The 12,660-nt window shown below is 71.9% G+C and carries 12 protein-coding genes; 7 read left to right on the plus strand and 5 right to left on the minus strand.

Annotation, left to right across the window (positions count from 1 at the left end; genetic code table 11):
* From ACWDAG_RS12395 to xylA, 5 genes are all read right to left on the minus strand, one after another.
* Positions 1 to 977 (minus strand): hypothetical protein (locus tag ACWDAG_RS12395; protein WP_450695535.1); only part of this gene is annotated, 977 nt, incomplete at its 3' end.
* 414 nt (positions 978 to 1,391) lie between these two features.
* A complete protein-coding gene (locus ACWDAG_RS12400; RefSeq protein WP_450695536.1) occupies positions 1,392 to 2,054 on the minus strand; it encodes a hypothetical protein in 663 nt (220 codons plus the stop codon).
* A 64-nt stretch (positions 2,055 to 2,118) separates the two neighbouring features.
* Positions 2,119 to 2,439: a DUF6191 domain-containing protein gene (locus tag ACWDAG_RS12405; protein ID WP_450695537.1), complete on the minus strand. Its 321-nt coding sequence runs from the start codon at positions 2,437 to 2,439 to the stop codon at positions 2,119 to 2,121.
* A gap of 106 nt (positions 2,440 to 2,545) precedes the next feature.
* Complete coding sequence (locus ACWDAG_RS12410) at positions 2,546 to 2,959, minus strand: hypothetical protein (protein ID WP_450695538.1); 414 nt, start codon at positions 2,957 to 2,959, stop codon at positions 2,546 to 2,548.
* A gap of 162 nt (positions 2,960 to 3,121) precedes the next feature.
* On the minus strand, positions 3,122 to 4,288 hold the full coding sequence (gene xylA, locus ACWDAG_RS12415) for a xylose isomerase (protein ID WP_450695539.1): 1,167 nt from the start codon (positions 4,286 to 4,288) through the stop codon (positions 3,122 to 3,124).
* 194 nt (positions 4,289 to 4,482) lie between these two features.
* Here xylA and xylB point away from each other — a divergent pair, with 194 nt between their 5' ends.
* The 7 genes from xylB (at position 4,483) to ACWDAG_RS12450 (ending at position 12,551) form a co-directional block, all read left to right on the plus strand.
* Positions 4,483 to 5,925 (plus strand): xylulokinase, encoded by a 1,443-nt coding sequence (xylB, locus tag ACWDAG_RS12420; protein WP_450695540.1) that lies wholly within the window; start codon positions 4,483 to 4,485, stop codon positions 5,923 to 5,925.
* A 10-nt stretch (positions 5,926 to 5,935) separates the two neighbouring features.
* A complete protein-coding gene (locus tag ACWDAG_RS12425) occupies positions 5,936 to 7,144 on the plus strand; it encodes an ROK family protein (protein ID WP_450695541.1) in 1,209 nt (402 codons plus the stop codon).
* A gap of 88 nt (positions 7,145 to 7,232) precedes the next feature.
* The gene (locus ACWDAG_RS12430; protein ID WP_450695542.1) at positions 7,233 to 7,775 is read left to right on the plus strand and encodes an FABP family protein; all 543 of its coding nucleotides are present in this window, start codon (positions 7,233 to 7,235) and stop codon (positions 7,773 to 7,775) included.
* Positions 7,776 to 7,959: 184 nt separating this feature from the next.
* Positions 7,960 to 9,450, plus strand: coding sequence for an APC family permease (locus ACWDAG_RS12435; RefSeq protein WP_450695543.1), 1,491 nt, complete (start codon positions 7,960 to 7,962; stop codon positions 9,448 to 9,450).
* Entirely contained in the window at positions 9,447 to 10,460 is a 1,014-nt protein-coding gene (locus tag ACWDAG_RS12440) for an acetamidase/formamidase family protein (RefSeq protein WP_450695544.1), read from the plus strand. Before ACWDAG_RS12435 ends, ACWDAG_RS12440 begins: the two co-directional genes overlap by 4 nt.
* Before the next feature lie 48 nt (positions 10,461 to 10,508).
* Positions 10,509 to 11,108, plus strand: a complete 600-nt coding sequence (locus ACWDAG_RS12445) for an N-acetylmuramoyl-L-alanine amidase (RefSeq protein ID WP_450695545.1) — start codon at positions 10,509 to 10,511, stop codon at positions 11,106 to 11,108.
* A 111-nt stretch (positions 11,109 to 11,219) separates the two neighbouring features.
* Positions 11,220 to 12,551 carry a GAF domain-containing protein gene (locus tag ACWDAG_RS12450; protein ID WP_450695546.1) on the plus strand — a complete coding sequence of 444 codons (1,332 nt, stop codon included), beginning with the start codon at positions 11,220 to 11,222 and terminating at the stop codon, positions 12,549 to 12,551.
* Positions 12,552 to 12,660: the final 109 nt, after the last annotated feature.

Raw genomic sequence — 12,660 nt, forward strand, 5'->3', positions numbered from 1 at the left:
TCGCCACCACCGCCGTGACCACCACCACCGCTAGGACGATTGGTGTTCTCCGGGTCGCCACCACCCTCACCACCACCGCCACCCTCGCCACCACCGCCTTCGCCGCCGTCACGGTCGTAGATGCCGCCGTGGCCGAAGTGACCGGCGTCCCCGCCGCCTTCCCCGCCGGCACCGCCGAAGCCGCCATGGCCCCCGAAGTCGCCGAAGCCGCCGGAACCGACACCGCCGTCACTGGCACCACCGGATCCGACACCGCCGTCGCCAAAGCCACCGTCGCCGAAGCCGTCGGCGCCAAGACCGCCTTCGCCGAACCCGCCACCGGCACCGCCACCGAACCCGCCGAAGTCCCCTTCAGCGCCGCCGAATCCGCCGTCACTCCCGGCGCCGAAGTCGCCGAAGCCCCCCTCGGCGCCCCCGCCGACATGCTCCCCGAACCCTCCGAAGTCACCGAAGTTGCCGACCTGGTCCAACTCGCCGGCCGCTTCGGCCGGGGAACCGTCCAGCAGGGGGCCACCGAGCAGGCTGTGGCTGCCGGTGGCGGCCGTGTCCAGCCCGGCGGTGCCCTCGTGACCCTCGGCGGGAGCCGACAGGTCGTAGCCCTGCTCGGTGGAGGCCGGGGCGCTGGCATCGTGGTCGCCGGAGACCTGCTCCGGCGGGACGGCGTGGGTCGTGGAGACCTCGTGCGTCACCCCGGACTGGTGGTCGACCGGGACGGCGTGGTCAGCCGTGACGTCGTGGTGCGCCAGCGCGTGCGCCGCGCTTCCGAAGAACAGGGACGACTTGGACAGCCGTGGGTCGAGAGCGGCCGGTCCCCCGTCGGTGGCGGACTCGACGCGGAGGGAGCGGAGTTCGGCGACCTGGTCGGGCGACAGGCCGAGTCTTCGCGCCACCTCGCCGGTGTCGCCGTCGAGTTCGGAACGGAAGGCCGGATCGACGGCCAGGCGGGTCAGAGCAGCACGATATGCGTTGTTGGTCATGGTTCCGTCTCCGTCGGTCTGCGAGCACTGGTGCCGATCGCGACGGAGCCGAGGATCCCCCCTGGTCGGCGGCAACTGCCATTTCCGGCCATCCCCGCCGATACCTGCTGGAGACGTTATAGAGCCTTGGCATGGACGGCGCAAGTGCGACGAGCAGGGTGGTTGACGGGTGTCGGACACCCCGACCGCGCCGCGCACCCACCGATCAGATATGGCCACCGGCCCACCGACCTACCGCCGAAATAGCGAACAGTCGGAGCCGGCCCCTGGAAGCCCTCCCGGCCTCCCGGGCGAAAGCGATCGACCCACTGCGCGGGGGCTCGCAGGCCGCTGAAGGTGAAGGACATAAGATGCCCGCAGATCCGTGCTCCTTCCGTGAGCGCTTCCCATCGCCGCACGGCTCCGTCAAGGCGGTCAGGTGCAAAGGGACTTGTATGTGTCTGCGTCCTTCTCCGACTGCTTCACTCCGGCACTGAACGCGTCTGCATAGACCTGGCCTTGAGCAGCGTCGTTCCGGTCGATCGCAACCTGTGCCCCGGCCGCGCTGTCGCTCATGGACCGGCTGTCATTGGCGAGGGCGCGGATCGCAGAGCTCACATCGGGGTCGTCCGCGGCGTCCGCAGCAGCGTCGAGGTTCGACGCGAGGGATCTCAATGAGGCCGCGGACGCCTCGTCGAAGGTTTCGTTGTCGCTCACGATCGCCTGTTTGCCCCGGTCACAGCCCGGGTCGGACGTCTCCTCCTCGGTGGGCTGCGCACCCGTACCCGTGTTTGTGTCCGCGTCCGTGGCCGTGGCCGTGGCCGTGTCGGTCGCGAAATCCGTCGACTGCGAGTACGTCGGTGCCGAATACCCCGGCGAATCCGATGACTTACCGTCGGACTTGACCCAGTCGAGCACCTTCTGCGGGCTGATGACGAGGACCACGACGACCGCGATCCCAGCCAGCCGAACTCCCCTGCGCCGGAACACGGTCAGCAGCGGGAGCGGGCCGTGTTCCATGACAGCCTGGTGCAGCGAGGGCCCCGGTACAGAGGCGGTGGCCGGCCAGGGCAGAGTCGCCTCGCTGTCCGCGTCCACGACCGGGGCGGTGTAGCGGCCCTGTACACCTTGCGCGGCGTCGGTCTCCTTGCGGAACCGGCGCCTACCGCCCGGAGCGCGGCATCCGTACGATCGCCGTCCCACCGGTCAGGTCCACCGTCGTCCTGTTCGGCGGGGCCCCGTCGTCCTCGTTTTCCGGCATGACCAGTGACGACTGCCGCTCCTTCAGCTCGTGCTCCTTGCCCGGAGACAGGCTCGCATGCAGTTGTTCGAATCCGGTCGCCGATATCTGCCCTTGACGTGCGCCGTTCCGCCACGGCAGCACTCCGGCCCGACCCGCGCGCATCAGCAGCTGGTCGACGAAGGCCAGCAGGGTCAGCACGACGACCAGCCCGGGCAGGGTCATGAAGAAGACGAACTGCATGTCCCCAGTATCCGGGCCGAGCCTGCGGACAGTCACCCTCTGGACTCGCCTTCGCCGCTCTGCCGTTGGCATCGTGTGTTGTCTGCGCGCGATGCCCGACCTCACGTCACGGCAGGTCGACGCCCCCGAGGGAGGGGATCAGCGACTGAAGGTCGCTGGGGACGCTGCTCGGCAGTCCGCTGGGCAGCTTCGACGGCAGTCCGCTGGGCAGCTTGCTCGGGAGTTCCGTCGGGATGCTCAGGGACGGCGACGAGGTGCGGCCGGAGCTCGTGCCGGTGTCGTTGGGTGATTTCTTGCCGGGAGAGTCGCCGTGGCCGGAGGCCATCAGGACGACGACGACCACTGCGGCGACAGCCGCGAGGGCGACCAGGAGGACGAACAGCGGGTTGCGCCGTCGCCCGGGCGGTGGCGGGGGATGCTGCCAGTCGTCGTAGGCGGGAGGTGGTCCGAACCCGCCGCCCGGTGGCGGGGTGTCACCCGGCGGCCCGGGCGGTTGGGGCGGTACCGGCGGTGTGGCCATACCGTCCAGAGTCGCCGCACTTCGGGCAGGCGGCGACCCCCACACGGAAGTTGAGACGGCCCCATGCCATGGACCGTACGGTTCCGGGGCATTCCGCGCGGGGATCACTCGGGCACGCGCGCGTGCGTCTACGGATCAAGCACGCGCGCGTAGGCGGGCCGTTCAGCCGCGAGCCCCCAGCAGATGGTCCATGGCCAGCTGGTCGAGCTGCTCGAACGCCATCCCGCGCGCGGCGGTCGCCTCGACGTCGAACTCCTCGAAGGCGCTGCGGTCGGCGAGCAGGGACTGCAGGCCGTCCGCGGCGGTCGGCTGGGCGAGCTCGTCCAGGCGCGAGGCGCGCAGGGCCTCCTGGACCTCCGGGTCGGCGCGGAAGGCGGCCGCGCGCTCCTTGAGGATGAGGTAGTTGCGCATGCAGCCCGCGGCCGATGCCCAGACTCCGTCGAGGTCCTCGGTCCGCGGCGGCTTGAAGTCGAAGTGCTTCGGGCCCGCGTAACCGGCGCTCTCCAGGAGGTCGACGAGCCAGAAGGCGGCGCGCAGGTCGCCGGCGCCGAAGCGCAGGTCCTGGTCGTACTTGATGCCGGACTGACCGTTGAGGTCGATGTGGAAGAGCTTGCCCGCCCACAGGGCCTGCGCGATGCCGTGCGGGAAGTTCAGCCCGGCCATCTGCTCGTGGCCGACCTCGGGGTTGACGCCGTACAGCTCCGGGCGCTCCAGGCGCTCGATGAAGGCGAGGGCGTGGCCGACGGTGGGCAGCAGGATGTCGCCGCGGGGCTCGTTCGGCTTGGGCTCGATCGCGAACTTCAGGTCATAGCCCTGGGAGGTCACGTACTCGCCGAGGAGGTCGAAGGCCTCCTTCATGCGGTCGAGGGCGACGCGTACGTCCTTGGCGGCGCCGGACTCGGCACCCTCGCGGCCGCCCCAGGCGACGTAGGTCTTCGCGCCCAGCTCGACGGCGAGGTCGATGTTGCGGATGGTCTTGCGCAGCGCGTAGCGGCGCACCTCGCGGTCGTTCGCGGTGAACGCGCCGTCCTTGAAGACGGGGTGGGTGAAGAGGTTGGTGGTGGCCATCGGCACGGTCATGCCGGTCGTGTCGAGGGCCTGGCGGAAGCGCTTGATGTGCGACTCGCGCTCGGCGTCGGAGGATCCGAAGGGGATCAGGTCGTCGTCGTGGAAGGTGACGCCGTAGGCGCCGAGCTCGCTCAGGCGCTGCACCGTCTCGACCGGGTCGAGGGCACGCCGTGTGGCGTCGCCGAACGGGTCCCTTCCCTGCCAGCCGACGGTCCACAGGCCGAAGGTGAACCTGTCCTCGGGGGTGGGCTGGTAGCTCATGCCGCGGCTCCTTGCTTGTTTGCGACCGTTGCCTTACGACTATTTCGTCATGGCGGTTTACAAATTAGTATGCGGACGCATCCCTGGGAAGGGACAAGATGTCCCCGAAGGGGTGAGGTTCCGGGTCGCCATGGCCCGGGAAGCCTCGAAACAGCAGGTCAGAGCCGCAGAGCCGCGGAAAAAGGGAGAGCCCGATGTCAGCAGCCGAGGGTCCGCTCGTCGTCGGCGTGGACACGTCCACCCAGTCCACCAAGGCGCTCGTCGTCGACGCGGCCACCGGTCAGGTCGTCGCGAGCGGCCAGGCAGCGCACACCGTCTCCTCCGGCGCGGGCCGCGAGAGCGACCCGCGCCAGTGGTGGGACGCCCTGTGCGAGGCGCTGCGCCAGTGCGGTGACGCGGCGCACGAAGCCGCCGCGGTCTCGATCGGCGGTCAGCAGCACGGCCTGGTCACGCTGGACGAGCGGGGCGAGCCGGTGCGCCCGGCGCTGCTGTGGAACGACGTGCGCTCGGCGCCGCAGGCCCGTCGCCTGGTGGAGGAGCTTGGCGGCCCGAAGGCCTGGGCGGAGCGCACCGGAAGCGTGCCGGGCCCGTCCTTCACCGTCACCAAGTGGGCCTGGCTGGCGGAGATCGAGCCGGAGGCCGTCCGCGCCACCAGGGCGGTGCGCCTGCCCCACGACTACCTCACCGAGCGCCTCACCGGTCAGGGCACCACCGACCGCGGTGACGTATCCGGCACGGGGTGGTGGGCTTCGGGGACGGAGTCCTACGACGAGGAGACCCTCGCGCACGTGGGGCTCGACCCCGCGCTGCTGCCCCGGGTGGTCCGGCCCGGCGAGGTGGCGGGCACGGTGCGCGACAGCCACGACCTGCCGTTCTCCAAGGGCACCCTGGTCGCCCCGGGCACGGGTGACAACGCCGCCGCGGCGCTCGGCCTCGGACTGCGCCCCGGCACGCCCGTGCTCAGCCTGGGCACCTCGGGCACGGTGTACGCCGTCTCCAAGCGGCGCCCGGCCGACCCGACCGGCACGGTCGCGGGCTTCGCCGACGCCCACGGCGACTGGCTGCCGCTGGCCTGCACCCTGAACTGCACGCTCGCCGTGGACCGCGTGGCGGCGCTGCTGGGCCTGGACCGCGAGGCCGTCGAACCGACCACCGCCGTCACGCTGCTGCCCTACCTGGACGGCGAGCGCACCCCGAACCTGCCCGGCGCCTCCGGTCTGCTGCACGGACTGCGGCACGACACCACCGGCGGTCAGCTGCTGCAGGCCGCCTACGACGGCGCCGTGCACTCACTGCTCGGCGCGCTCGACCTGGTCCTCGACGAGGACGCGGACCGCTCGGTCCCGCTGCTGCTGATCGGCGGTGGCGCCCGGGGCACGGCCTGGCAGCAGACGGTACGCCGCCTGTCGGGCCGTCCGGTCCAGGTGCCCCAGGCCAAGGAGCTGGTCGCGCTGGGCGCCGCGGCGCAGGCGGCGGGCCTGCTGACCGGGGAGGATCCGGCCGCGGTCGCCCGGCGCTGGAACACCGCCGCGGGCCCGGTGCTGGAGGCCGTGGAGCGGGACGAGGCGACGCTGGCGAGGATCGCCGGGGTACTCTCCGACGCGGCCCCGCTGCTGGAGCGGAGCACCGACAGCTGAGGACGGGGGCATGACCGCACCGCTGCACGAGTCCCACCCGGCCGGCCCGGGGCGGGGGCTGCCCGACACCCAGCAGGGCATGCGCCGCCGCAATCTGGCCCGGGTGATGCACACCGTCAGCGCCGAGGGACCGCTCTCCCGTGCCGCCGTGGCCTCGCGCATCGGCCTGACCCGGGCGGCGGTGTCGACCCTCGTCGACGAGCTCATACGCACCGGACTGCTGGAGGAGCTGGGCCCCGAGCGGCCCGGACGGGTGGGCCGTCCCGGCTCGGCGCTCGCCGTCAGCGGACACGGCCCCGCCGGCATCGGCGCCGAGATCGGCGTGGACCACCTCGCGGTCTGCGCGGTCGACCTGCGCGGACAGGTACGCGCGCGTGCCGTGCGCCACGGCGCGAACCGCGGCCGCTCGCCCGAGCCTGTGATCGAGGAGCTCACCGGGCTGGTACGGCGGGTGCTCGCCGAGGCGGAACGTGAGGGACTGTGGCCCGCGGGACTCGCGGTGGCCGTGCCGGGCCTGGTGGCGCGCGACGCCCGCACCGTCGTACGCGCCCCGAACCTCGACTGGCACGACACCGACATCGGGGCACTGCTGCCCACCGACATCCCGCTGACCGTCGACAACGAGGCCAACTTCGGTGCGCTCGCCGAACTCTGGCTCGGCGAGCGCACTCCGCACGACTTCCTGCACGTGTCGGCGGAGATCGGCATCGGCGCGGCGGTCGTCGTGGCCGGAGGGCTGCTGCGCGGCACGCGTGGTTTCGCGGGCGAGTTGGGGCATGTGCCGGTGCAGCCGGAGGGGCCCGCATGCCCCTGCGGCGGGCGCGGCTGTCTGGAGCAGTACGCCGGTGAGGAGGCGGTGCTTCGTGCGGCGGGACTGGAACCGGGCGAGGACCGGGTCGGGCTGCTGGCAGGCCGGGCCGCCGAGGGCGACGAGGACGTACGGGGTGCGCTGCGCGACGCGGGCAAGGCGCTGGGCATCGCCCTGACCGGGGCGGTCAACCTGCTGGACCCCGAGAGTGTGGTCCTGGGCGGCGCGCTGGCCGGGCTCGCGCCCTGGCTTTTGCCGTCACTGGAGGCCGAGTTGGACCGCCGCACCGCGGGCCCGGCCTGTCCGGTGTCCGTGTCGCGGCTGGGCCCGCAGGGGCCGCTGCTGGGGGCGGCGCACTCGGTGGTGCGGGCGGTGCTGGACGACCCGACGGCCGTGGCCGAACGGGTCTGATGCCGGCGCCCGCGCCGTTGTTCCGGCTCAGCACATGGCGCCCGCTCTAGGCTTTCCCCGGCACCGGCACGACCCGAGGAGCGCAACCGTGTTCGACCCCGCAGCTGAGCACCCGTACCCCGACAGCCGCCTGCCGGGCGCAGCGCCGGCACCGCACCCGCTGCTCGCGCCCGTGCTCGGCCTCCTGGGCACATGGCGGGGCCAGGGCGAGGGTGGCTACCCGACGCTCGACGGGGACTTCGCGTACGGGCAGGAGGTCGTCTTCAGCCATGACGGACGGCCCTTCCTCCGCTACGAGGCCCGGGCCTGGCTTCTCGATGCCGACGGTGCGCCGCTGCGTCCGGCGGCCCGGGAGAGCGGCTGGTGGCGGCTTCAGCCGGAGGGCCGGGTGGAAGCGCTGATCACCCAGCCCACGGGGATTGCGGAGATCGCGGTCGGTCAGGCGGGCGAGGGCACGGTGGACCTCTCGACCCACAACGTGGCCCTCACCCCCACCGCCAAGGAGGTCACCGGCACACGCCGCCGCTACACCCTCGCCGACGACGACAGCCTCACCTTCGCCTTCGACCTCGCAGCGGTCGGCCGACCGTTGCAGCACCATCTCTCGGCGAACCTGCGGCGCACCCGGTAGATCGCTCCCCGCCGTTCGGCTTCACCCGTACGGGTGGCCGGGTTTTCCACATTCGCGCAGTCGTCCACCGAAGCACGCTGTGCCCTTCTGCCCAACTCGCAAGCGCCGTACCGTGATTCACGCGAGGCGCTCTCGCCGGGTCGGGAGGCGTCGGGCAGGTCGGCGTGGATTGAGGGGGATTCACATGTCGGGGGATGTGGCGGCGGACGCAGGTCTCAGGCGCGACGCGATCGGGCTGCGCGAGGTGCTGTTCCAGAGCATCACGGCCATGGCGCCGGCCGCAGCCGTCGCCGCGTCGATTCCGTCGGGTGCGGCCTTCGCCGGCGGGAGTCTGCCGCTGGCCGTGCTGATCGCGCTGGTGGCCTGCCTGTTCACCGCCTCCTGCGTGGCCGAACTGGCGCGTGAGCTGCCGGCGGCGGGCTCGGTGTCGACGTATGCGGCGCAGGGGCTGCATCCGGCGGTCGGTTTCCTCGTCGGCTGGGGCTATGTGTTCGTGGAGGCTCTGGTGCCGCCGCTGCTGCTTCTCCAGCTCGGCTTCACCACGGCGGGCACGCTGCACCAGGAGTGGTCCTCGTATCCGGCGGACCTGTGGTGGCCCTGGGCGCTCGCGGGTGCGGCAATCGTCGCGACTGCGGGGTACTTCGGGGTGCAGGCCTCGGCCCGCTTCGGTACCGTCCTGGGCGTCTTCGAGGTCCTGGTCTTCCTGGTGTTCGCCGTCTGGCTGATCGGTAAGGCGGGAGCGGACAACACCCTCTCGGTGTTCGGCACTTCGCACACGGCCGAGGGCTATCAAGGGGTCAGCGGGGTCTTTGCCGGGTCGGTGTACACGGTGCTGGCCTTCGCCGGGTTCGAGGCCGCGGCGCCGCTCGCCGAGGAGACACGCAACCCTCGCCTCACGATGCACCGGGCGGTGCTCGGTGCGGCGCTGGGGATCGGCCTGTTCTACGTGGTCACGACGTACGCGATGACGGTGTACGTCGGGCCGGACCGGTTCGCGAAGTTCGGGGCCTCCGGCGCCGCGTCCTGGGAGGGTGTGGCACGGGCGTCGTTCGGCCTGTTCTGGGTGCTGGTGTTCCTGGCCGTGGTGAACTCGACGATCGCCAACGCCAACGCATGCGCAACCGTCTCGACCCGGACCGCGTTCGCCCTGGCCCGTATCCGCGTCCTGCCCCGCTTCTTCGCCGCGCTCCACCCCCGACACCGCTCCCCCGTCGCCGGAATCGCCGTGCAGACCGTGGTCGCGATCGGTGCCGTGCTGGGGCTCGGCTTCGGCTACGACCCGGTGACGGCCTTCCTGCTGCTCGCCACGGTGATCGTCACGGTCGTGATCGGCGTCTACATCGTCGTCAACCTCGCCTGCGCGGGCTATTTCCTGCGCCGCAGACGGGAGTTGCTCAAACCGGTACGGCATCTGCTGGTGCCGCTGCTGGGCATCGTCGCGTTCGTGCCCGCGCTGCTGACCGCGGCGGGCCTGCCCGTCTTCGACTTCGTCACCGAGCTGACCGCGCCGGTGTCCTACGCGGGACCCATCGTCGCGGTGTGGATGGCTGCCGGCGTCGTGGTGCTGCTGGTGCTGATGCGGCGGCATCCCGAGCGGATATCCGAGACCGCCCGCGTCCACCTCGACGACCCCTCCCCCACCGATCCTGCGCAGAACGGAGCAGCACGCCCATGAGCGACCCCCGCATCCTGACCGTCCGGCCCGAGCCGGGTGAGTACGCCTGGACGTTCGGCGGCGCACCGCCCGTGGCCCGCATCGCACCCGGCACGGTCCTCGACCTGTACACCGAGGACTGCTTCGCCGGGCGGGTGCGCTCCGAAAAGGACCTGGTGTCCGAGGTGTGCGAGTTCCCCTTCCTCAATCCGCAGACCGGACCGCTCCACGTCGAGGGCGCCCAACCGGGTGACACCCTCGCCGTGCACTTCGTGTCCGTCGAACCGGCCCGCGACTGGGCCGCGTCGACCACGGTCCCGCTGTTCGGTGCGCTCACCTCCACGCACACCACGGCCACACTTCAGCCGCCGCTGCCGGAGACCGTGTGGATCTGGCAGCTCGACCGCGCCCGCCGCACCGCGCTGTTCCGGGCGCACGACAGCGACATCGAGGCCGAGCTGCCCATGGACCCGATGCACGGCACCGTGGGCGTGGCCCCCGCCAACCTCGAGGTCCGTTCGGCCCTGGTGCCCGACGCGCACGGCGGCAACATGGACACACCCGAGATGCGGGCCGGCGTCACCTGCTACCTCGGGGTGAATGTGGAGGGCGCGCTGCTCAGCCTCGGCGACGGGCATGCGCGGCAGGGCGAGGGCGAGACCTGCGGGGTCGCCGTCGAGTGTGCGATGAACACCGTGGTCATCGTGGAACTGCTCAAGGGACTCGCCACGCCCTGGCCGCGCATCGAGTCGGACACGCACATCATCTCGACGGGCTCGGCCCGCCCGCTGGAGGACGCGTTCCGGATATCCCAGCTCGACCTGGTGCAGTGGCTGGTGCGCGACTACGGCTTCAGTGAGCTGGACGCCTACCAGTTCGCGACCCAGGTGGTCGAGTCGCCGCTGGCCAATGTGTGCGACACCAACTACACCTGCGTGGCCAAGATCCGCAAACAGTGGCTGCCCGCGCGCGAGACTCATCGCGGTGTGCACGCGCAGCTCCGCGAGATCGCGACGACTTTGCGGGCCTGAGCCTCCCCACCGACCGAAAGGCACGGCTTCACCGAAAGGCGCGGCTTCATGGAACGGGCAAGACCGAGCACATCCAGACGGCGGTTCCTGAAGGGCGCTGCCCTCGCCGCCGTCCCGTACGGGTTACTCCCCGACGTACGGGCCGGGGCGAAGGACCAGGCCGTCGACTACCCGGGCGCCGAATGGCAGCCGGCGAGCAGGTCCAACTACACGGCTTCGGACCGCCCCGCGTCCTATCCCCTCGACTGCGTGATCATCCATGTCACGCAGGAGACGTACGCCAAGACGCTCACCATCTTCCGGAACCCCGAGAAGAAAGTGACCGCGCACTACCTGGTGCGCTCGGCGGACGGGCATGTGGCGCAGTGCGTGCGGGAGGCCGACATCGCCTGGCACGCGGGCGACTGGGACTACAACACGCGCAGCATCGGCATCGAACACGAGGGCTGGGTGGACCGGCCCGAGTACTTCACCGACGCCATGTACGGACAGTCGGCCGGACTCACCGCGGCGATCTGCACCAAGTACGGCATCCCGAAGGACCGGGACCACATCATCGGGCACTACGAGGTGCCGGGGACGGACCACACCGACCCCGGACCCCACTGGGACTGGACGCGCTACATGAGACTCGTGAACACCGCCTGACCGCGGCGGGCGCGCACTGACCCCGGCGCGAAGAGCGTCGGGCGGGTGAGGCGGTCCGTCATTCGGGTGACCTGGTCGAAACGGTTGTCGGCGCGCGCACCGGGAGTGACGATGTCCTCAGTCGCATCACCTTTCGGGGAGGCCGAGTTGACCGATCCGTGGGTGGCCCTGGAGCCGGGGGCCGACCCTGCCGAGCACGCCCGGATGCTGCGCCGTGCGCACGAGACGTTCACCGAGGCGGGCACGGTGACGCGTCCGGTGCGTTCGGTGGTGGCCGAGTCGTGGCGACGCTCCGCCCGGGCCGGGGTGGGGCCCGACGGCACGGCGAGTGTGGAGCTGGTGGACGGAGACCTCGGCGCCTACCGGGCCGAGCATCCGCTGGCGCGGGTGATGCCGCTGTTCCGTGAGCTGATGGGGACGTTCGCGGCCGACGGGGAGCATCTGCTCGCGGTGTGCGATGCCAACGGCAGGCTGCTGTGGGTCGAGGGGCATCCGGCCACTCGGCGGGATGCGGGGCGGATGAACTTCGTGCCTGGTGCCCGCTGGGCGGAGACCGCGATGGGCACCAACGCGCCGGGGACCGCGGTCGCCGTCGACCGGCCGGTGCAGGTCTTCGCGGCCGAGCACTTCATCCGCCGGGTGCAGCCCTGGACGTGCGCGGCGGCCCCGGTGCACGATCCGCGCACCGGGCGGGTGCTGGGCGCCGTGGACATCACCGGCGGTGACGGTCTCGCGCATCCGCACAGCCTGGGCTTCGTGCAGGCGGTCGCGCGCGCCGCCGAGTCCCAGCTGGCGCTGCTCACCCCGGAGCGGCCCGCCGCCGACACGCCCGAGCTGATCGCGCTGGGCCGGGACGAGGCACACCTTCTCACCGGCGGGCGCAGGATCAGGCTCAGCCGCCGGCACAGCGAGATCCTCGTCCTGCTGGCTCGTCACCCGGAGGGGCTGACCGGCGACGAGCTGCTGTGCGCGTTGTACGAGGACGAGTCGGTGACGCCGGTGACGCTGCGCGCCGAACTGGCCCGGCTGCGCAGGGTGCTGGGGCCGGGGCTGCTGGCCTCGCGTCCGTACCGGCTGACGGTGCCCGTCGAGTGCGACGTGGCCGTCGTCGAACGGCGGCTGGAGACCGGTGCCGTCACGGCGGCCGCGACGACGTACGCGGGTCCGCTGCTGCCCGGCTCCCAGGCCCCGGCGGTGGTGCGGCTCAGACACCGCCTCGCCGATGGCCTGCGCACGGCGCTGATCGCCCGCCGCGACCCCGACCTGCTGGCCGACTGGGCGCACGCGCCGTGGGGCGAGGACGACCTCGACGTGTGGCGGGCCCTCGCCTTGATCCGGCCCACGGCGACGGTCCGGGCCCGACTGGCCGCGCTGGAGGGCGAGTTGACGGCACCGGCCGCTCGGCCCGGCGTCGCGGCTCGCCGCGGATCCATACCGTCGTAGCGCCCGCGGGCCGGCCCCCGGCGCTCGCGGCAACGTAGTTGCAACGTCGCCGTCCCTAGCCTCCCCACCGGAGCTGCCCAACGGCGGGCAGCGCTTCGAGGGAGGCAGA

Source organism: Streptomyces sp. NPDC001157, assembly GCF_053598255.1.

Coding starts and splice junctions, on each gene's coding strand:
- ACWDAG_RS12450 (WP_450695546.1), top strand. CDS start 11,220: ATGTCCTCAGTCGCATCACCTTTCGGGGAGGCCGAGTTGACCGATCCG.
- ACWDAG_RS12440 (WP_450695544.1), top strand. CDS start 9,447: ATGAGCGACCCCCGCATCCTGACCGTCCGGCCCGAGCCGGGTGAGTAC.
- ACWDAG_RS12435 (WP_450695543.1), top strand. CDS start 7,960: ATGTCGGGGGATGTGGCGGCGGACGCAGGTCTCAGGCGCGACGCGATC.
- ACWDAG_RS12445 (WP_450695545.1), top strand. CDS start 10,509: ATGGAACGGGCAAGACCGAGCACATCCAGACGGCGGTTCCTGAAGGGC.
- xylB (WP_450695540.1), top strand. CDS start 4,483: ATGTCAGCAGCCGAGGGTCCGCTCGTCGTCGGCGTGGACACGTCCACC.
- ACWDAG_RS12405 (WP_450695537.1), bottom strand. CDS start 2,439: ATGCAGTTCGTCTTCTTCATGACCCTGCCCGGGCTGGTCGTCGTGCTG.
- ACWDAG_RS12410 (WP_450695538.1), bottom strand. CDS start 2,959: ATGGCCACACCGCCGGTACCGCCCCAACCGCCCGGGCCGCCGGGTGAC.
- ACWDAG_RS12425 (WP_450695541.1), top strand. CDS start 5,936: ATGACCGCACCGCTGCACGAGTCCCACCCGGCCGGCCCGGGGCGGGGG.
- xylA (WP_450695539.1), bottom strand. CDS start 4,288: ATGAGCTACCAGCCCACCCCCGAGGACAGGTTCACCTTCGGCCTGTGG.